Below are 20,500 nucleotides of genomic sequence, written 5' to 3' on the forward strand. Positions count from 1 at the left end.
GCGCCTCGTTCCGGCGGAATGGAGATGCTGCAAGGGGTGCGGGCGGCCCGCCGGCCCCGGTGAGGGGGCCGGCGGACGCTCGGCGTCAGATCTCGTCGACGGTGCTCGCGGCGTTCGGGCGGCGCGAGAGGTCGATGCCCAGCTCCTCGGCGGCGCGGTACACCTCGTCGTCGTTCTCCCGCATGTCGATCGACACGCCGTCGGAGGACAGCACCTCCACGTTCAGGCAGAGGGACTGCATCTCCTTGAGGAGCACCTTGAAGGACTCCGGGATGCCCGAGTCGGGGATGTTCTCGCCCTTGACGATGGCCTCGTACACCTTCACGCGGCCCGGGATGTCGTCCGACTTGATGGTCAGGAGCTCCTGCAGCGTGTAGGCCGCGCCGTACGCCTCGAGGGCCCACACCTCCATCTCGCCGAACCGCTGGCCACCGAACTGCGCCTTACCACCCAGCGGCTGCTGCGTGATCATCGAGTACGGGCCGGTCGACCGGGCGTGGATCTTGTCGTCCACGAGGTGGTGCAGCTTGAGGATGTACATGTAGCCCACGGCCACCGGGTCCGGGAACGGCTCGCCGGAGCGGCCGTCGAACAGCCGCGCCTTGCCGTCCACGCCGACCATGCGCTCGCCGTCGCGGTTCGGCAGGGTCGCGCCGAGCAGACCGGTCAGGGTCTCCTCCGGCACGCCGTCGAACACCGGCGTCGCGACCGGGACGCCCGGCTGCGACGACTTGGCGATGTCGGGCACCTCGTCGACCCAGGACAGGTCGCCCTCGGCCAGCTCGACGTTCCAGCCCTGCTTGGCGATCCACCCGAGGTGGACCTCCAGCACCTGGCCGACGTTCATGCGCCCGGGGACACCCATCGGGTTCAGGACGATGTCCACCGCGGTGCCGTCCGGGAGGAACGGCATGTCCTCGACGGGGAGGATCTTCGAGATGACGCCCTTGTTGCCGTGGCGGCCGGCGAGCTTGTCGCCGTCCGTGATCTTGCGGCGCTGGGCGATGTACACCCGGACGAGCTCGTTCACGCCGGCGGGCAGCTCGTCGCCGTCCTCGCGGTTGAACGTGCGCACCTCGATGACCGTGCCGGACTCGCCGTGCGGCACCTTGAGGGACGTGTCGCGGACCTCGCGGGCCTTCTCGCCGAAGATCGCGCGCAGCAGGCGCTCCTCCGGGGTCAGCTCGGTCTCGCCCTTCGGGGTGACCTTGCCGACCAGCACGTCGCCCGCGGAGACCTCGGCGCCGATGCGGATGATGCCGCGCTCGTCCAGGTCCGCCAGCACGTCCTCGGAGACGTTCGGGATGTCCCGGGTGATCTCCTCGGGGCCGAGCTTGGTGTCGCGGGCGTCGACCTCGTGCTCCTCGATGTGGATCGAGGACAGGACGTCGTCCTGCACGAGGCGCTGCGACAGGATGATCGCGTCCTCGTAGTTGTGGCCCTCCCACGACATGAACGCGACCAGCAGGTTGCGGCCGAGGGACAGCTCGCCCTCGTCCGTCGCCGGGCCGTCGGCCAGCACGGAGCCGACCTCGACGCGGGCGCCCTGGTCGACCAGCACGCGCTGGTTGTAGGACGTGCCCTGGTTCGAGCGGCGGAACTTCGCCACGCGGTAGGTGCTCGTCGTCGCGTCGTCGTTGGCGACCGTGATGAGGTCGGCCGACACCTCGGTGACCACACCCGGCTTGCTCGCCACGATGACGTCGCCGGCGTCGACCGCCGCGCGCCACTCCATGCCGGTGCCGACCAGCGGCGCCTCGGAGCGGACCAGCGGCACGGCCTGGCGCTGCATGTTGGCGCCCATGAGCGCGCGGTTGGCGTCGTCGTGCTCGAGGAACGGGATGAGGGCCGTCGCGACCGACACCATCTGGCGCGGCGAGACGTCCATGTAGTCGACCGTCTCGGCCGGGACGTCCTCGGTGTCGCCGCCCTTGACGCGGACCAGGACGGTCTCGTCGGCGAACTTGCCGTTCGCGTCCACGGCCGCGTTGGCCTGGGCGATGACGTAGCGGTCCTCGTCGTCGGCGGTGAGGTAGTGCACCTCGTCCGTCACGCGGCCGAACTCGACCTTGCGGTACGGGGTCTCGACGAAGCCGAACGGGTTGATCCGCCCGAACGTCGCGAGCGAGCCGATGAGGCCGATGTTCGGGCCCTCGGGGGTCTCGATCGGGCACATGCGGCCGTAGTGCGACGGGTGGACGTCACGGACCTCCATGCCGGCGCGGTCGCGGGACAGACCACCCGGGCCCAGCGCGGACAGGCGACGCTTGTGCGTCAGGCCGGCGAGCGGGTTGTTCTGGTCCATGAACTGCGACAGCTGGGACGTCCCGAAGAACTCCTTGATGGAGGCCACGACGGGGCGGATGTTGATCAGGGTCTGCGGCGTGATCGCCTCGACGTCCTGGGTGGTCATGCGCTCGCGCACGACGCGCTCCATCCGGGACAGGCCGGTGCGGACCTGGTTCTGGATGAGCTCGCCCACGGCGCGGATGCGGCGGTTGCCGAAGTGGTCGATGTCGTCGGTCTCGACGCGGACCTCGACGGCCTCGCCGTTGCGCTGACCCGGGAGGGTCGCCACGTCGGCGTGCAGCGCGGCCATGTACTTGATCGCGGCGACGATGTCGTCCTTGGACAGCACCGAGTCGCCGAGCGGCACGTCGATGCCGAGCTTCTTGTTCAGCTTGTAGCGGCCGACCTTCGCGAGGTCGTAGCGCTTCGGGTTGAAGTAGAAGTTCTCGATCAGCGCGCGGCCGGCCTCGACGGTCGGCGGCTCGCCCGGGCGGATCTTGCGGTACAGGTCGAGCAGCGCCTCGTCCTGGGTCTGGACGTGGTCCTTCTCCAGGGTGTCGATGACGGCCGGGAACTGCGCGAACTCCTCGCGGATCTCCGACTCGGTCATGCCGAGCGCCTTGAGCAGCACGGTGGCGTTCTGCTTGCGCTTGCGGTCGACGCGGACGCCGACGTTGTCGCGCTTGTCGATCTCGAACTCCAGCCACGCACCGCGGCTCGGGATCATCTTGACCGAGAAGATGTCCTTGTCGGACGTCTTGTCGGCGGCGCGCTCGAAGTACACGCCCGGCGAGCGGACGAGCTGGGAGACGACGACGCGCTCGGTGCCGTTGATGATGAAGGTGCCGCGCTCGCTCATGAGCGGGAAGTCACCCATGAAGACCGTCTGGCTCTTGATCTCACCGGTGGTGTAGTTCACGAACTCCGCGGTGACGAACAGCGGCGCCGCGTAGGTGAAGTCCTTCTCCTTGCACTCGTCGGCCGTGTACTTCGGCGGCTCGAAACGGTGCTCGCGGAACGACAGCGACATGGTGCCGCCGAAGTCCTCGATGGGGGAGATCTCCTCGAAGATCTCCTCCAGTCCAGCGGTCTCCGGGACGTCCTGCCGGCCGTTCTCGAGAGCGGCGGCGACGCGGGCCTGCCACTTCTCGTTGCCGAGCAGCCAGTCGAAGCTCTCCGTCTGGAGCCCGAGGAGGTCCGGGACCTCGAGGGGCTCGTCGATCCGGGCGAACGAGACGCGGCGGGAGATGGTGCGGTTCGCGATGGCTTCGGACGTTGCGGAGGAGGTGCGCGAGGCAGCCAAGAGGGGTCCTTCCCAGCAGATCGAGTTCCCTGCGACGGGCCCGGCGGTTCGCGACCCCCCGGCCACAGGCCCTGCGGGCATCGCGTACTACGATGCCGTCGGGCGCGGGTTATACGGGGTCGCGGGCACAGGCCAGCGCAAAGCGCTAGCGTAGTACAGACGTGGCGCCATGTCCACCCGCCGTGGTATGGGGCGTGCGCCACACCTGGTCGCGGGCCTGGCCGTCCGTGCCGGAGCACGCCGTCGTGCCTCCGGGCGTGTGCAACGCCCGCTCCCCCGCGGGCATTCCGCGGCGCGTCGAGGGGGTACGCGACGCGTCGAGCGAGTACCCGCGGACTGCTCGCTGGGCGTGTCCCTCACTCGCTCGCGCTGCCGGGGGTCGGCCGGGCGGCCGGGCGCGCCGCCCACCCCCGGGCACGACGCAGGCCCGCACCCCCGAGGGGGTGCGGGCCTGCGTGCGAGGCGACCCGGGTGTCAGCGCGCGAGCGCGCCGCACCCGGAGCGGGTCACTTGAGGGTGACGGTGGCGCCGGCGCCCTCGAGGGCGGCCTTGGCCTTGTCCGCGGTCTCCTTGTTGACGTTCTCCAGGACCGGCTTCGGGGCGCCGTCGACGAGGTCCTTGGCCTCCTTCAGACCGAGCGAGGTGAGGCCGCGCACCTCCTTGATGACCTGGATCTTCTTGTCGCCGGCGGCCTCGAGGATGACGTCGAACTCGTCCTTCTCCTCCTCGGCGGCGGCCTCGGCACCGGCACCGCCGGCGGCGGGGGCGACGGCCACGGCGGCCGGGGCCGCGGCGGTGACCTCGAAGACGTCCTCGAACGCCTTCACGAACTCGGAGAGCTCGATGAGGGTGAGGCCCTTGAACTGCTCGATGAGCTCGTCGGTGGTGAGCTTCGCCATGATGGCGGTTCCTTCCGTTCGGTCCTCGCCGGTCAGGTCGACCGGGCGGGGCAGTGTGGGGAGCGCGTGAGCCGGGACGGCTCAGGCAGCGGTGTCGGCGGTCTCCTGCTGGACGCGCAGCGCCTCGACGGTGCGCACGGCCTTCGAGGCGGGCGCGGTGAAGAGGTAAGCCGTCTGGAACAGCTTGGCCTTCATCGCACCGGCCGCCTTGGCCAGCAGGACCTCGCGGGACTCGAGGTCCGCGAGCTTGGTGACGTCCGCAGCGGTCAGGGCGCGCCCGTCGAGGACACCACCCTTGATGACCAGTGCGGGGTTCGCCTTGGCGAAGTCACGCAGACCCTTGGCGGCCTCGACCGGGTCACCGGTCACGAAGGCGATGGCGGACGGGCCCTTGAGCTCGTCGGCGATCCCCTCGATGCCGGCTTCCTTGGCCGCGATCGCGGTCAGCGTGTTCTTCACCACGGCGTAGTTCGCGTTGCCGCTCAGCGACCGTCGCAGCTGCTTGAGCTGCGCGACGGTGAGCCCGCGGTACTCGGTCAGCACGGCCGCGTTCGAGTCACGGAACTGCTCCGTGAGCTCGGCGACTGCGGCTGCCTTGTCCGGCCTCGCCATGGCAATCCTTCCGATGGTGGTGCCGCCGGGCGTCGTCCTCGGCCCCGGCACGGAAAGAGCCCCGGCGCAGGCGCCGGGGCTCGCAGTCGAGGCGCTCGCGCGCCCCACCATCGAACTTCGATCACCTGCGCGGGCCTCCGCGTGAGCGGGACTTCGGGCGGCTCTCGGGCGCACCCCGCGGAGGCGGGACGAGCACGGGAGCCGACGACCTGCGGTCTTGGGCAGCGACCAGAGTACGGCACGCGACGCCGTGGCCCAAATCCGCTGGCCGGCCGCCTACCGCTCCGCCGTCGCCGCCGGCAGGTGCGCCGCCAGGAGCTCCGCGAGGTGCACGCCCTGGACGTCCGCGAGCTGGTCGGCCTGGGTGCGGCACGAGTACCCGTCGGCCAGGAGCACGTCGCCGGGCGCCGCCGCCCGCAGCGCCGGCAGCAGCGCGCGCTCGGCCACCTGGACCGACACGTCGTAGTGCCCGGCCTCCATGCCGAAGTTGCCCGCGAGCCCGCAGCAGCCGGCGAGCTCCGAGAACGACGCGCCGGCCTCGGTCAGCAGCGTGTGGTCGGCGGTGAAGGTCATCACGCTGTGGTGGTGGCAGTGCGGCTGCACGACCGCGGTGACGTCCGACAGGTCCGGCAGCTGCCACCGCTCCCCCGGCCCGATCGGCGCGGGCGCGGTGAGCAGCTCGGCGAGCGTCCGTGTGGACCGGGCGACCGCGACGGCGCGCGGGTCGTCGGGCAGCAGGTCGAGCAGGTCGGACCGCAGGACAGCCGTGCAGGACGGCTCCAGGCCGACGATCGGGACGCCGTTCACCGCGTACGGCCCGAGCACCTCGAGCAGGTGGGTGAGCCGCTTGCGCGCGCCGTCGAGCTGCCCCGTCGAGATCCAGGTGAGGCCGCAGCACGCGTCGTGCTCGGGGACCAGCACCTCGTAGCCGGCGGCCCGCAGCACCTTGACGGCCGCGACCGGCACCGACGGCGCGAGGCTGTCGCTGAACGAGTCGGTCCACAGCAGCACGGGCGGGCGGCCCGAGGTGCCGGTGACCGACAGGGTCCCGGCGCCCTGGGCCGTCGGCGCGGCCCCGCGTCGCGCGGCGACCTCGCCGCGGCGCACGCGCGCGCGGAACGGGCCCGGCGCGAACGACACCATCTTCCGGCGGGTGTCCATGCCGCCGAGCTTCAGCACGACCTTCGCCAGCGGGCGGACGGACAGCGCGGCGTTGGCCAGCCGCGCCAGCCCCGGGACCCCGGTGACCAGCCGGGTCCACCGCGGCAGCCAGCCGAGCGCGTAGTGGTTCACCGGGCGCAGCCGGCCGCGGTAGGTGCGGTGCAGCACCTCGGCCTTGTACTGCGCCATGTCGACGCCCGCCGGGCAGTCCGAGGAGCACGCCTTGCAGGACAGGCACAGGTCGAGGACGTCGTGCACCTCGGGCGAGGACCAGCCGCGGGACACCAGGGTGCCGTTCGCCATCTCCTGCAGGACGCGGGCGCGGCCGCGGGTGGAGTCCTTCTCGTCCTTCGTCGCCAGGTACGACGGGCACATGAAGCCGCCCGCCGCCGACGAGTCCGCGCGGCACTTGCCGACGCCGACGCACCGGTGCACCGCCGTGGTGAAGTCGCCGTGGTCGTGGCCGAACGCGAAGCCGCCGTGGCCCGCGGGGATCGGGCGGGCGTGCGGGCGGCGCAGGTCGGCGTCGAGCGGGCGCGGGCGGACGAGGACGCCGGGGTTCAGCAGGTCGTCCGGGTCGAGCAGCGCCTTGAACGCCTCGAACGCGCCGATGGCCTTCTCGGAGTACATGACCGGCAGCAGCTCGGAGCGGGCGCGCCCGTCGCCGTGCTCGCCGGACAGCGAGCCGCCGTGCGACGCGACGAGGTGCGCGGCGTCGGTCATGAACGCCCGCATCGGGTCGCCGGACCGCTCCATCGGGACGTCGAGCCGCAGGTGCACGCAGCCGTCGCCGAAGTGCCCGTACGCCAGGCCGTCGACGCCGTGCCGCGCCATCAGCGCCTCGAGGTCGCGCAGGTAGGCGCCCAGCCGCTCGGGCGGCACCGCGGAGTCCTCGAACCCGGGCCAGGCCTGCTCCCCCGACGGCGTCCGGCCGCCGAGGCCGGCGCCGTCCTCCCGGATGCGCCACATGGCCGCCGCCTCGGGCCCGGGCGGGAACACGCCGACCGCGCGGGTGCCGGCGTCGGCCGCCAGCGCGTGCGCCCGCTCCAGCGCCTCGTCGAGCGTGTCGCCGCCGACCTCGCACATCATCCAGCCGGCGCCCTCGGGCAGCGGCGGGACCGCCGCGGCACCCTTGACCCGGCGCACGACGTCGACGAGGCGGGCGTCCATGCCCTCGATGGCGAGCGGCCGGTGCGCGAGCAGGGCCGGGACCGCGTCGGCGGCCGTGGCCATGTCGGGGTAGCCGAGCACGACGAGCACCGGGGCCGCGGACACCGGCACGAGGCGCACCGTCGCGCCGAGCAGGGTGACGACGGTGCCCTCGGTGCCGACGAGCGCCTTGGCCAGGTCGGCCCCGTTCTCCGGCAGCAGGTGCTCGAGGGAGTAGCCGGACACCTGGCGCCCGAACCGGCCGAGCTCCGTGCGCAGGGTCGCCATCTCGGCGCGGACCAGCGCGTCCAGCCCGTCGACGGGGTCGAGACCCTTCGCGGCGGTGAACCGCCGGCCGCGCCCGTCGACGACGTCGAGCTCCAGCACGTTGTCGGCGGTCCGGCCGTAGGCCACCGCGCGGGGCCCGCAGGCGTTGTTGCCGATCATCCCGCCGAGGGTGGCGCGGGCCTGGGTCGAGGGGTCCGGGCCGAAGCGCAGCCCGTGCGGTGCCGCCGCCTTCTGCAGCATCGCCATGACGACGCCGGGCTCGACGCGCGCGGTGCGGGCCTCGGGGTCGACGTCGAGCACCCGGTTGACGTGCCGCGACCAGTCGAGGACGACGCCGGTGCCGACGGCGTTGCCGGCGACGGACGTGCCGCCGCCGCGGGAGGTCACCGGGGCGCCGAGGCCGCGGGCGACGTCGAGCGCGGCGAGCGCGTCGTCCACGTCGCGCGGGAACACGACGACGGACGGCACCACGCGGTAGTTCGACGCGTCCGTGGAGTACTCCGCGCGACGGCGGGCGGAGTCGTCCACCGCTCCCCCGACGGCGGCGCGCAGCGCGCGGACGAGCTCGGCGGCGTCGGCGCCCTGCGGCGTGCGGGGGTCGGCGCCCGGGGGGAGGGACGTGGCGGTCGGCACGCGGTCAGTGTTCCACCGGCCGGGCGGTGGGTGGCGCCCCGTCCAGGCCCCGGACGTGCCGCACGGCCCGGGACGCGGCGACGCCCCGCCTCGCCCGGAGGGGCGGGACGGGGCGTCGGGGCCGGGCGCTCAGGACTCGAGCGCGGCGTCCAGCGTGATCTCGGTGCCGGTGAGCGCCTTGCTGACCGGGCAGGTGGCCTTCGCGTCCTGCGCGGCCTTGAGGAAGCCGGCCTCGTCCAGGCCCGAGACCTCGCCGCGGACCGTCAGGGCGATGCCGCTGATCCGGAAGCCGCCGGCGGGGTCGGGGCTGAGCGTCACGTCGGCGGAGACCTCGAGGGACTCGGGCGTGCCGCCGGCCTCGCCGATCAGCGCGGACAGCTGCATCGCGTAGCACGACGAGTGCGCCGCCGCGACGAGCTCCTCGGGGCTGGTGGTGCCGCCGGCCTCGTCGGCCGCGCGCTTCGGGAACGACACGTCGTAGGTGCCGACCTTCGAGCTGGTGAGCTCCACCTGGCCGCCGCCCTCGTTGAGGGTGCCGTTCCAGGCGGTGCGTGCGGTGCGAGTGGGCATGTCGAGGCTCCTCACGAGTGGTGGCGCGGCGGCCGGGCGGCTGCCGCGCTGCACACGGTAGGTCGCCCCGACCGCCGACGCACCCCGCGCTCCGGTGGTCAGCCCACGTACTCCCAGTGCCACGGCTCCGGCTTCGAACCGGTCGCGCGGGCCCAGTCGGGCAGGGTCCAGCCGTACTCCTCGGCGTGCGCCAGCATCCAGTCGTGCTGGTCGGTGCCGAAGGAGTAGGCGTTCCCGCCGAGGTCGATCGCGACGCCGCCGCCGTGGTTCGACGTGCCCGGCGTCGCGCAGAGGTTGCCCTTCTGCGCCCGGCACGCGACCTGCTGGCCGTAGGACCGGTAGGAGTCGGTGATCGCCAGCGGGATGCCGAACGCCTGGGTGAAGGCGACGTTCAGCTGCTCCAGCGCCTCGGCCGCGTCGCAGCGCAGCTCCTGGCCCGGGGCGAAGTCGAGCGCGCACAGCGCGGAGGACGGGATCTTGCCGTTGGCGTAGCCCTCGAGCGACGTCCGCTGGGCCTCCTTGCGGGCCGCCTCCGCGGCGGCAGCGGCGGCCGCGGTCGCCTCCTGCGTCTGCTGGGTGACCGTCTGCAGCTCCGCGGTCAGCGTGGCGACCCGGTCGCGCGCGGCGGCGAGGCGGACCGTGGTGGGGTCGGCGTCCTCGGCCGGGTCGGCCGTGGCGCCGGCCGTCGCCGCGGCGTCCGTCGGCAGGGCCGACGGGGAGGCGGTCGCCGCCGCGCCGTCCGCGGCGGTGTCCTCGTCCGACGTGGACACGGCCCCGTCGGCGGCAGCGGCGTCGGCGAGCGCCGAGGAGCCGGCCTGCTCCACCGCCTGCGCGAGCACGTCGCCGGACAGCACCGGCGCCGGCGTGGTGCCGGTCGCCGGCTGCAGCGCGCTCAGCGCCGGCTGCTCCGCCTGGGTCGCCGCGATCAGCGTGTCGAGCTCGGCGACCGCGGTGTCGAGGGCCGCGGTGGCATCGGCCGGGACCGACGCGGCGATCGCGTCGGCCTTGGCGTTGCCGGCCGCCAGGGCGGTGCTCGACGCGGACACCACGGCGGCGCCGCGCTCCTGCACGACCGCCGGGGACGGCGTCGCGCCGGTCTCCTCCGGGCTCGGCGCCGCGGTGGGCTCGGCGTCGGTGGCCGCTCCGGCGGCCCCGAGGGAGGCGCCGCCCACGGCGGCCGGCGCGATCGCGAACCCGCCGACGCCGAGGGCCAGCCCGACGGCGACGGCGCCCTGCGCCATGCGGGCCGCGGACCGGCGCGGGGGGCGGTGCCGGCGGCGCTCGGCGCGGTTCGGCGCCTCCGCGGGGGCGAGGGCCGCGACCGGCACGCCGCGGGCGGGGGTGCGCACGGAGGGGCGCCCCTCGGCGCGGTGCGAGCCGCGGGCCGCAGCGGGCGCGACGGCGCGGCGACCGCCGGGGGCGGCGGCGCGGCGGCCGGCGGCGGCGGACGACCGGCGGGTCGGGAGCGCGTCGGCGGGGGCCGGCGTGGGGTCGGCGGGAGCGACGGCGTCGGCCGAGTCGGCGGGGGCGGCTGCGTCGGCACGGACGGCGTCCGCGGGAGCGCGGTCGGCCGCCGGGGTCACGGCGATCACCGCGACCGGGGTCGCGGCGTCGGCGGGACCGTCCTGCGCGGGCCCGGCGGCGCGGCGGCCGCGGGCCCGGCGGGTCGCCGCGACGGCCGGGGCGCCGGCGGCGGAGGGGGTGCCGTCGGCGGGGGCGGTGGTCGGGGAGGGGGCGCTGGTGTCGTGGAGGGAGGACGTCACGGGCGGGGGTGCTGCACCTTCGATCGGGGACGGGGCGGTCGACGCGCCGGAGCCCGCGGGGGCGGGCTGGGGTGCGTCGGTCCGGCCGGTGGGCACGACCGCGCCCACCTCCCCGGGGAAGGCGGGCGTGGGTGTCGTCGCGGTGGCCGGTGCCGCGGGGTCGCGCTCGACGCGCGGGGCTGCGTGCCTGCCGCGGGACGAGCTCCGCGCGGCGGGCATGCGTTCACTCACGGTCGACGAGGTTAGGCAGCGGACCTCGGGGTCCTTCAAGGGCCCGGCGACCGACCCGCGAAGATCCCGTGACGATCCGGCGGGCGATCTTCACGCGATCCCCACACCCCTGGTGCCCCGGCGGCCCCCTCGTGCCACCCAGCCGGCGCGGCGACGATGCCGCTGCCTGGTGACCCGGATCACCCATGCTAGCGACGCCTGTGCAAGCGCTGGAAGGCCAATGTGTGGCGAAACCGTGACGAATCGCCCAGAAGTTTGTAGCGTGAGGCCGCAGTCACCGTCGCACATGACGCCATGTCATGCCGCGGTGCACCTCTGCATCCTGCCCGACGAACGGATTCCCATGACGCGTCGCTCGCTCCGTGCCTCGTTGACCGTCCTGGCGCTGGCCGCCACCACCACGCTCGGGGGCACCGCCGCCTCCGCCGCGGGGCCCGGCGCCGCGTCGCCACCGCTCCCGCTCGACCCCGGCCTGGCCGCCGGCGCGGGCGACCCGGTCGCGTCGGACGACGTGCTCGCCGGCACGGAGGGCAAGGTCTCCTCCGGCCTCGCCGACGCCGAGGGCACCGTCACCGCGTTCGTGCAGCTCGACGCCCCCTCGGGCCTCGACGTCGCGGAGGACGGCGGCGACGCGGCCGCGGTCCAGGCCGCGACCGCGCAGGTCGAGCAGGTCGCCGAGGCGGTCGTGCCCGCCGAGTCCGACCCGGCCGCCCGCACCGCCGCGGTCGCACCCGAGCGGATCGCGACGCTGTCGAACCTGGTCGCGGGCACGCTCGTGACGGGCGACGCCGCGCAGGTCCGGGACCTGGCCGCCTCCGACGACGTCGTCGCGGTGTACCGGGTCACCACCAAGACCGCCGACAACTCCTCCACGGACGCGTTCACCCGCGCGCTGCAGGTGTGGCAGGACACCGGCCAGACCGGCGAGGGCGTGCGGATCGGCGTCATCGACACCGGCCTGGACTACACGCACGCCGACTTCGGTGGCCCCGGCACGGTCGAGGCCTACCAGCAGGCGTACGGCGAGGACGGCACGCAGCCGGTCCCCGACGGCCTGTTCGACCCGGCCAAGTACCTGGGCGGCTACGACTTCGCCGGACCGCTGTACGACGCGGACCCGAACTCCGAGCTCCCGGGCGCCACGCTGACGCCGACGCCGGACGACAACCCGATCGACAGCCTGTACACGTCGGACAACTCGGGCCACGGCACGCACGTCGCCGGCACCGCGGCGGGCTACGGCGTCCAGCCGGACGGCACGACCTTCACCGGCGACTACGCCACGCTCACCGACCTGTCCGACTGGCAGGTCGGCCCGGGCTCCGCGCCCGGCGCGGGCCTCTACGCCCTCAAGGTGTTCGGCGACATCGGCGGCTCCACGGACCTCACCGGCCTGGCCCTCGACTGGGCCGCCGACCCGGACGGCGACGGCGACTTCGGCGACCACCTCGACGTGGTCAACCTGTCGCTCGGCGCCTCCGCGACCCCGTCCGACGACCCGGACAACCTGCTGATCGACCGGCTGTCCGACCTCGGCACCCTCGCGGTGCTCAGCGCGGGCAACTCCTCGGACATCACGGACGTCGGCGGCTCGCCGGGCTCCGCGGCGTCCGGCCTGACCGTCGCGAACTCCGTCGGCAGCCCGCAGACCTACGACGGCGTCGAGGTCACCGAGGCGCCCGACCCGGCCGCCGTCGGCACCTGGGCCGCGCAGAACTCCATCTCCTACGCCGGGACCGAGGACGTCACCGCCCCGGTCGTCTACCTGGGCGACGGCGTGGACGGCTGCACCCCGCTGACCGACCGCGCGGCGGAGATCACCGGGAACATCGTCTACCTGTGGTGGGACGACGACGACGCGACCCGCGCCTGCGGCTCCGTCGCCCGGTGGAACAACGCCGAGGCCGCCGGCGCGGTCGGCGTGCTGATCGGCACGGAGTCGACCGTGTTCTCCGCGGGCATCTCCGGCAACGCGACCATCCCCGGCGCGCAGCTCACCGCGTCGTCCACGGACGCGCTGCTCCCGTCGATCCAGGCCGGCGGCGTCGTCGCGCACATCGGCCCGTCGCTCGCGGCCTCGGTCACGTCCGACGAGATCGGCGACGCGCTGAACCCGGGCTCGTCCCGCGGCGCGCACGGCTCGCTCGGCATCATCAAGCCCGACGTCGCGGCGCCCGGCACGCTGATCTTCTCGGCGGCCTCCGGCACCGGCGCCGACGCGCAGTCGCTGTCCGGCACCTCGATGTCCTCGCCGCACGTGGCCGGCATCGCGGCGCTGGTCCGTGCGACCCAGCCCGGCTGGACGCCCGCGCAGGTCAAGGCCGCGGTGATGAACACCGCCACGCACGACGTGTGGACCGGGGCGAACCAGTCCGGCACGGCCTACGGCCCGCAGCGGGTCGGCTCCGGCCGGGTCGACGCCCGCGCCGCGGTCGCGGACACCGTGCTCGCCTACGGCTCGGAGGACCCGGACCAGGTGTCCGTGACCTTCGGCGTCGTGGACGTGGCCGCCGAGCCCGTCACCCTGAAGAAGACGGTCACCGTGCAGAACACCGGCGCCGAGGCGGTCACCTACGACACCGCCTTCGCCGCGGCCACCACCACCGGCGGCGCGACGATCACCACCTCCCCCGCGACGCTGACGGTGCCCGCCGGCCAGCAGGGGCTGGTCACGCTGACCCTCACCGCCGACCCGGCGTCCCTGGAGCGGGAGATCGACCCGACGCAGGCGACCACCCAGGGCGGCGTGCCGCGCGAGTACGTGGCGTCGCTGTCCGGCCGGCTCGTCCTGACCTCGGGCGACGCCGAGCTCCGGGTGCCGGTGCAGGCCGCGCCGCGGCTCGTCTCCGAGCTGACCGCCGACCCGGTGTCCTTCGCGGACGCCGGCGCCGGCACCGCCGCGCTGACCCTCTCGGGCCGGGGCGTCGACTCGGGCGGCTGGACCTCGCTGGTCGCGCCGCTGGTCCTCGGGGCCACCAGCCCGAAGCTCGAGGACGTGCCCGGCTTCGTCACCTCGGACTCCGCGGTGGCCTCGGGCGACCTGCGCTGGGTCGGCTGGACCTCCACCGCGCCGCAGCAGGCGGCCGCGGGCGGGGACCCGGCCGAGGGCTACCTCGGCGTCGGCATCGCGGTGGACGGCGACTGGGCGACGCTCGGCCAGGCCGTGCTCCCCGTCATCGACTGGGACGTCGACCGGGACGGCACGCCCGAGGCCCAGACCGTCGTGCAGAAGCTGAGCGACGCCGCCGACGTCACCGTCGCCGCGACCTTCGACTACGACACCGGCGAGGTGCTCGACGTCCAGGGCGTGAACGGCGCGTTCGGCGACGTGGACACCACGGTGTTCGACAACTCGGTGCTGGTCGCGCCGGTCGGGATCGCCGCGCTCGGCCTCGAGCCCGGCGCCACCCCGGCCGTCACGGTCTGGACGTCCTCGGACTACGCGGCCGACCCGAGCGGCCGGGTCGACGCGGCCGAGCCGTTCACGGTGGACCCGTTCGACCCGCCGTACTGGTTCGACGGCGGCGTGACCGACGCCCTGTGGTTCGCGGCGTCCGACGCCACCGAGCTCACCGTGCACCGCTCGGCCACCACGGCCGCCCCGGCCGACCAGCTCCTGGTGCTGCACAGCCACAACGCCGACCCGACGACGCGGGCCCAGGTGCTCGACGTGGCCGTGCCGGAGGCCGTGGCGACCACCACCACGCTGAAGGTCACCGGGCCGGCGAAGGTCGGCAAGGACCTGACGCTGACCGCCACCGTGTCCCCCGCCGAGGCCACCGGCACCGTGTCGTTCCGCGCGGACGGCACCGAGGTCGCGACGGCCCCGGTCTCCGGCGGGACCGCCACGGCGACCGTCCGGCTCGGCGGCGGGTCGCACGCGCTGACGGCGGTGTTCACGCCGGACACCGCGGCGTTCGCGGGGTCGGAGTCGGCGGCGGTGCAGGTCGACGTGAAGAAGGCCGGCTCCACCACGAAGGTCACGCTGTCGCAGAACTCGGGCCGGTACGGCTCCGAGGTCAGCGCGACGGTCACCGTCACCGGCCAGGGCGCCGTCCCGGCCGGCACCGTGGAGATCCGCGAGCGCGGCACGGTCCTGGCCACCGGCGAGCTCACCGCCGGCGAGGGGAACCAGGCGACCGCCACGGTCGCCCTGCCTCGCGACCTGAAGTCCGGGTCGCACACCCTCACCGCGGTGTACACGGGCAGCGCGGACGTCGACGGCTCGCAGACCCAGCGCTCCTACCGGGTGCTGGCGACCGTGCCGACGATCAGCCTGGACACGCCGTCGTGGACCGTCTCCCGGGGAGCCACGCCCGCGGTGACCATCACGGTCGCCGGGCCCGAGGGCGCCCCGGCCGCCGGCGGCAAGGTGACGGTCCTGGCGGGCATCAAGCCCGTCGCCACCGTCGCGCTGACCGAGGGCTCCGCCACGGTCACCCTGCCGGCCGTCAGCCGGACCACCACGGTGACCGCGCTGTACACCGGCGACGGCGGGTACACGCCGACGCTGACGATCGGGGTGCTGAAGGTGCGCTGAGACGCGCCCGCCGCGCCCGGACCGGGCGCGGCGGGTCGGCGCGCGGGGCGCGCGGCGGCGGCGCGGACGCGGGGGTCGTCCGCTCCCTGGGGCGCCGCAGCCCGGCGCGGGAGGGCGGTGCGGACGGGCCGGGGGGATCCAGGGCCGGCCGCACCGCGGAGGGGGTCACCGGGGGGCGGTGACCCCCTTCTCGCGCGCCCGGCCGCGCCGGCGCCGGCGCGTCGCTGGTCTCACCGGCCGTCCGGGCCGCACCTGGTGACCACCCGATTCTCGCGTGGCCACCCGATCGAGAGGGTGGCGGCGCGAGAATCGGGTGGGGACGGCGCCGCCGCGGGGGGCACCGCGCAGGGCCGCGCGTCAGCGGTCGGCGAGCGCCGTCAGGACTCGGCGGACGCTCGACTCCAGGCCCCAGCGGGCCGTGAGGTCGACCAGGGCCGCACCGTCGACGGGCTCGCGCGGCAGCGCGAACGCGTCCGGGCCCGCCGGCGGCGCGCCGTCCGCCAGCCGGACCGGCGCGTCCGCCGCGACGCGCACGACCCCGGGCGCGACCGCCAGGTAGTCGTCGGCCGCGACGAGACGCTGCCGCTGGGTCGCGGTCAGCCCGCGGTCGCCGGCGTCGCGCGCGGCGAGCAGCCCCGGCAGGTCGTCGTACTTCGCGAGCATCGCGGCGGCGGTCTTCTCCCCGATGCCGGCCACGCCGGGCAGGCCGTCGCTCGGGTCGCCGCGCAGCACCGCCATGTCGGCGTAAGCGCTCCCCGACGCCACGGCGTACTTCTCCCGCAGCCGCGCGGCGTCGACGACCTCGATGTCCTTGATCCCCCGGATCGTGTAAAGCACCCGCACGGGCGCCTCGTCGTCGACCAGCTGGAACAGGTCCCGGTCGCCCGTCACGACGAGCACCGGCGACCGCTCCCCCGCCGGCCGCGCGACCTCCCGCGCGGTGAGGGTGCCGATCACGTCGTCGGCCTCGTAGCCCTCGGCGCCGGCGCGGGCGATGCCGAGGGCGGCCAGCACCTCGGCGATGACCGGCACCTGCGGCGCCAGCGCGTCCGGGACCTCCTCGGCCACCGCCACGCCGTCGGACGACGCGGCCGCCGCGGCCTCGGCCCCGCCGACCGCGCGGTGCGCCTTGTACGACGGGATGGCCGCGACCCGGAACGCCGGTCGCCAGTCCTCGTCCCAGCAGGCGACGAGCCGGTCGGGCCGGTGGTCGGTGACCAGCCGGGCGATCATGTCGAGCAGGCCGCGCACCGCGTTCACCGGCGTGCCGTCGGGTGCCTTCACCGAGTCGGGGACGCCGTAGAACGCCCGGAAGTACAGGGACGCGGAGTCGAGCAGCATCAGCGCGTGACGGTCGGCCATGCCCCGAGTGTGGCAGGCGCGGCTGCGTCAGGCCGAGGCCCGCTCCACCAGCGACGTCGGCAGCGTGATCCGGGCGGGCTCCGCCCCCTCGACGACCTCGAGCAGCAGCCGCACCATCTCGGACGCGATCCGCTCGAACGGCTGCCGCATCGTGGTCAGCCCCGGCTCCAGCGTCGCGGCGAGCCCGGAGTCGTCGAAGCCGCCGACCGCCACGTCGCCCGGCACGGACCGCCCGGCCTCGCGGAGCGCGACGAGCGCGCCCGCGGCCATGAGGTCGGAGGCCACGAACACGGCGTCGAGGTCGGGCCGGCGCTCCAGCAGCTCGCGCATGGCCGCCTGCCCGGAGGCGCGCGTGTAGTCGCCGTGCGCGACCAGGTCGTCGTCGTACGCCTCCCCGAGCGCGGACCGGTACCCCGCGAGCCGCCGGAACCCGCCCGGGGTGTCCATCGGCCCGGTGATCGTCGCGACCCGGGTCCGGCCGCGGGACAGCAGGTGCTCGGTCATCCGGCGCGCGCCCCCCGCGTCGTCCGCGGACACCCAGCCGATGCGGTCCTCGTACCCCAGCGGCTCGCCGCAGGCGATCGTCGGGACCCCCTGGCGCAGCAGCTCGCCGACGACGGGGTTGCCCCGGTGCGACGAGATGAGCAGCACGCCGTCGACGTGCCCGGCCGCGACGTAGTCGGTGATCCGCCGCCGCCGCTCCTGCTGGCTGCCGGCGACCATGAGCAGCAGCGGCATCTCCCGCGCGGCCAGGGCCTCGGCGGCCGCGCGCAGCAGGATCGAGAACGTCGGGTCCTCGAACAGCAGGTGCTGCGGCTCGGTCAGCAGGAACGCCACCGAGTTCGACCGGCCGGTGACGAGGCTGCGCGCGTGCTGGTTCGCGGAGTACCCGGTGGACCGGATGGCCTCCTGCACCGCCGCGAGCGCCTCGGGGGACACCCAGTGCCCGCCGTTGAGCACCCGGGACACGGTCCCGCGGGAGACTCCGGCGGCCGCGGCGACGTCGCGGATCGTCGGGCGTCGGCGCGCGGTCGTGTCCACGACCCCTGACCTTACGGGCACGTCAGCCCTTCACGGAGCCGGCGGACAGGCCGCCGACGATGTACCGCTGCAGCGACAGGAACAGCGCGAGCACCGGGATCGAGCCGACGACCGCGCCGGCTGCGAACAACCCCCACCGCGAGGTCAGCTGGTTGGACACCCACTGGTACATCCCGACCGCCAGCGTCCAGTTCTCCTCGCTCGTCAGGACGATGCGCGCCAGGATGAAGTCGCCGAACGCGGAGATGAACGCGAGCAGCGCCACGACGGCGAGGATCGGCGTCACGAGCGGCATGATCAGCCGCCAGTAGATCTGCGAGTGGGTCGCGCCGTCGATGCGCGCGGCCTCGTCGATCTCCCGGGGCACGGAGTTGAAGAACCCGTACATGAGGAACGTGTTGGCCCCGAGCGCGCCGCCCAGGTAGACGCAGATCAGCGCGACCCGCGAGTTGACGCCCAGCGCGGGGATCACGTTGCCCAGCGAGATCAGCAGCAGGAACACGGCGACGAACGCCACGGTCTGCGGGAACATCTGGATGATCAGCAGCGAGGTGAGCGAGGCGCGCCGCCCCTGGAACCGGAACCGGGAGAACGCGTAGGCCGCGGCGGCGCCCATGAGCACCGCGCCGAACGACGCGACGCCGCCGATCAGCAGGGTGTTGCCGACCCAGGTCCAGTAGAGGGTGTCGCCGAGCGCGACGAAGTTGTCCAGGCCGATGGTCCGGAACAGCGAGCTCGACCCGGCGAGCGACCCGGAGGGGTCGAGCGCCGCGGACAGCGCGTACACCAGCGGGAAGACCGCGTAGAACACGATGACGAGTCCGACGGGGTACTTCCAGCCGATCTCCGCCCACCACCGCGCGCGGCGGGCGCGGGTCGGGCGGCCGGCGGCCGGGGCGGCGGTCCGCTGCGCGGGGTTCGCGAGAGCCATCTCAGATCTCCTCGAGCTTGCGGGTCCGGCGGAACGCCAGGCCGGAGACGACGCCGATCACGACGAACACCACGATGGACAGGGCGCTGGCGAGGCCGTAGTCGGCCCGGCCGCCCGAGACCCCGGAGATCTGGTAGATCGCGGAGATCAGGATGTCCGTCGACCCCATCGGCGTGCTGGCGCCGGGGAAGGCCGGTCCGCCGCCGGTGAGCATGTAGATGATCGTGAAGTTGTTGAAGTTGAAGGCGAACGACGCGATCGCGAGCGGGGCGGTCGACACGAGCAGCATCGGCAGCGTGATCGACCGGAACTGCCGCCAGCGCCCGGCGCCGTCGACCCGCGCGGCCTCCATGACGTCGCCCGGCAGCGCCTGCAGCGCGCCCGTGGTGACCAGGAACCAGTACGGGTAGCTGAGCCAGAGGTTGACCCAGAGGATCGCGGCCTTCGCCAGCCACGGGTCGGAGAGCCAGCCGATGTCCGCGCCGAAGAAGAACCAGTCGTTGACGACGCCGAACTCGGAGTTGAGCATGCCGCGCCACAGCAGGGCGGACATGAACGCCGGGAACGCGTACGGGAGGATGAACAGCGTCCGGAGCACCTTGCGGCCGCGGATGCGCGGGTCGTTGTAGATCAGCGCGAACAGCAGGCCGAGCCCGAAGCTGGTGAGCACGGTGAGGATCGCGAAGGCGAACGTCCACACGGCCACCTTGAGCAGCGGCCCCGCGTAGCTCGCGTCGGTGAAGGCGCGGACGAAGTTGTCGAACCCGACGTTGACGTACCAGCCGGCCGCCAGCCGCTCGCCGTCCTCGGTGACGAACTGCCCGCGGTCGCTGGGGCTGTAGACGGCGCCGGTCTCGGTGTTGGTGATCGTCTGCGCGTCGGGGTCCCAGACCAGCCGCGAGGTGTACACCGCGGCGGTCGAGCCCTCGCGGGTGCGCAGCGAGCCGTCCTCGGCGTCGTCGGACACCGGGACGCGCAGCGCGACGACCTCGGCCTGCAGGTCGGCGTCGGAGTAGAGCTGGGCCCGCGGCACGACCTCCCAGCCGGGCACCGCGACCGGCGTGCCGCGGTCGTCGACCTGCGCGCCGCCGACCGCGTCGAGCGGCTCCTCGGCGGTTCCGACCCGGACGGTGCCGTCGTCGTTGACCGCGAACCCGAGCGCGTCGCCGTCCCGCACCACCGCGAGCGGGTACTCCGGCGAGCCCTCCACCTGGCGCTCGTCCTGGATCAGGGCGGCGTCGACGGCCTGCTGCATGCTGCCCAGGTGGCCGGTGCCGTAGTTGGTGAAGGCCACATAACCCGTGTAGAGCAGCGTGAACATCTGGAACACGGCGAGGAACACCAGGCCGGGGAACAGGTACTTCAGCGGCAGGGCGCGGCGGGCGAAGTAGATCCAGTCGGCCGCGGCGAGCAGCACGACCAGCGCGGCGAGCACCACCCAGGCCCCCGCCCGGTACGCCGAGAGGATCGCGAGCAGGCCGCCCGCGTTGACCACCATCATCAGCAGGAGCTTCACGGCGAAGCCCCAGCCGAGGCCGCGCCACGCGCGGGCGTGCGACTCGCGGGGCTCCGGGGAGCCCGGGTCGCCGGACCGGTCGGGCGGGGTCCCGGGCGGGTGCTCGGCGGTGCTCGTGCCGACGGACATCGTTGCTCCTCGTGCGGGTGGTGGCGGGCGCGGGTCCCGGCGGGCGGGCGCGCGGCCCGGGGTGGTGCCGGTGGTGCGGGCGG

11 protein-coding genes are annotated in these 20,500 nt (G+C 74.5%); 1 reads left to right on the forward strand and 10 read right to left on the reverse strand.

What is annotated here, in order from left to right; genetic code table 11:
• Nucleotides 1-85 precede the first annotated feature (85 nt).
• The 6 genes from rpoB to FKM96_RS05410 form a co-directional block, all read right to left on the reverse strand.
• Nucleotides 86-3,592, reverse strand: a complete 3,507-nt coding sequence (rpoB, locus tag FKM96_RS05385; RefSeq protein ID WP_147794368.1) for a DNA-directed RNA polymerase subunit beta — start codon at nucleotides 3,590-3,592, stop codon at nucleotides 86-88.
• Between the two features lie 506 nt (nucleotides 3,593-4,098).
• Entirely contained in the window at nucleotides 4,099-4,491 is a 393-nt protein-coding gene (gene rplL / locus FKM96_RS05390; protein WP_147794369.1) for a 50S ribosomal protein L7/L12, read from the reverse strand.
• 81 nt (nucleotides 4,492-4,572) lie between these two features.
• Nucleotides 4,573-5,103, reverse strand: coding sequence for a 50S ribosomal protein L10 (gene rplJ / locus FKM96_RS05395; protein WP_147794370.1), 531 nt, complete (start codon nucleotides 5,101-5,103; stop codon nucleotides 4,573-4,575).
• A 276-nt stretch (nucleotides 5,104-5,379) separates the two neighbouring features.
• Nucleotides 5,380-8,334: an FAD-binding and (Fe-S)-binding domain-containing protein gene (locus FKM96_RS05400; protein ID WP_147794371.1), complete on the reverse strand. Its 2,955-nt coding sequence runs from the start codon at nucleotides 8,332-8,334 to the stop codon at nucleotides 5,380-5,382.
• A 129-nt stretch (nucleotides 8,335-8,463) separates the two neighbouring features.
• Entirely contained in the window at nucleotides 8,464-8,904 is a 441-nt protein-coding gene (locus FKM96_RS05405; protein ID WP_147794372.1) for an OsmC family protein, read from the reverse strand.
• A gap of 98 nt (nucleotides 8,905-9,002) precedes the next feature.
• Entirely contained in the window at nucleotides 9,003-10,667 is a 1,665-nt protein-coding gene (locus FKM96_RS05410) for a D-alanyl-D-alanine carboxypeptidase family protein (protein ID WP_147794373.1), read from the reverse strand.
• A 574-nt stretch (nucleotides 10,668-11,241) separates the two neighbouring features.
• On the opposite strand from FKM96_RS05410, the gene FKM96_RS05415 reads away from it, so the two are divergent.
• Nucleotides 11,242-15,438 carry a S8 family serine peptidase gene (locus tag FKM96_RS05415; protein WP_147794374.1) on the forward strand — a complete coding sequence of 1,399 codons (4,197 nt, stop codon included), beginning with the start codon at nucleotides 11,242-11,244 and terminating at the stop codon, nucleotides 15,436-15,438.
• Nucleotides 15,439-15,795: 357 nt separating this feature from the next.
• Here FKM96_RS05415 and FKM96_RS05420 read toward each other — a convergent pair whose 3' ends face one another.
• Genes FKM96_RS05420 through FKM96_RS05435 form a run of 4 tightly spaced genes read right to left on the reverse strand, consistent with a single transcriptional unit; the run spans nucleotide 15,796 to nucleotide 20,417 of the window.
• Nucleotides 15,796-16,800, reverse strand: coding sequence for a 5'-3' exonuclease (locus tag FKM96_RS05420; protein ID WP_246855214.1), 1,005 nt, complete (start codon nucleotides 16,798-16,800; stop codon nucleotides 15,796-15,798).
• A gap of 27 nt (nucleotides 16,801-16,827) precedes the next feature.
• Nucleotides 16,828-17,841 (reverse strand): LacI family DNA-binding transcriptional regulator, encoded by a 1,014-nt coding sequence (locus FKM96_RS05425; RefSeq protein WP_147794375.1) that lies wholly within the window; start codon nucleotides 17,839-17,841, stop codon nucleotides 16,828-16,830.
• Nucleotides 17,842-17,863: 22 nt separating this feature from the next.
• Complete coding sequence (locus FKM96_RS05430) at nucleotides 17,864-18,772, reverse strand: sugar ABC transporter permease (RefSeq protein WP_147794376.1); 909 nt, start codon at nucleotides 18,770-18,772, stop codon at nucleotides 17,864-17,866.
• Nucleotide 18,773: 1 nt separating this feature from the next.
• Nucleotides 18,774-20,417 carry an ABC transporter permease subunit gene (locus FKM96_RS05435; RefSeq protein ID WP_147794377.1) on the reverse strand — a complete coding sequence of 548 codons (1,644 nt, stop codon included), beginning with the start codon at nucleotides 20,415-20,417 and terminating at the stop codon, nucleotides 18,774-18,776.
• Nucleotides 20,418-20,500 lie beyond the last annotated feature (83 nt).

It is taken from the genome of Cellulomonas sp. Y8 (assembly GCF_008033115.1).
Taxonomy (GTDB): domain Bacteria; phylum Actinomycetota; class Actinomycetes; order Actinomycetales; family Cellulomonadaceae; genus Cellulomonas.

What these genes read in the sequence shown, in the direction of transcription:
- rplL (WP_147794369.1), bottom strand. Translation starts at nt 4,491, where the DNA reads ATGGCGAAGCTCACCACCGACGAGCTCATCGAGCAGTTCAAGGGCCTC.
- rplJ (WP_147794370.1), bottom strand. Translation starts at nt 5,103, where the DNA reads ATGGCGAGGCCGGACAAGGCAGCCGCAGTCGCCGAGCTCACGGAGCAG.
- FKM96_RS05420 (WP_246855214.1), bottom strand. Translation starts at nt 16,800, where the DNA reads ATGGCCGACCGTCACGCGCTGATGCTGCTCGACTCCGCGTCCCTGTAC.
- FKM96_RS05435 (WP_147794377.1), bottom strand. Translation starts at nt 20,417, where the DNA reads ATGTCCGTCGGCACGAGCACCGCCGAGCACCCGCCCGGGACCCCGCCC.
- FKM96_RS05430 (WP_147794376.1), bottom strand. Translation starts at nt 18,772, where the DNA reads ATGGCTCTCGCGAACCCCGCGCAGCGGACCGCCGCCCCGGCCGCCGGC.
- FKM96_RS05415 (WP_147794374.1), top strand. Translation starts at nt 11,242, where the DNA reads ATGACGCGTCGCTCGCTCCGTGCCTCGTTGACCGTCCTGGCGCTGGCC.
- FKM96_RS05405 (WP_147794372.1), bottom strand. Translation starts at nt 8,904, where the DNA reads ATGCCCACTCGCACCGCACGCACCGCCTGGAACGGCACCCTCAACGAG.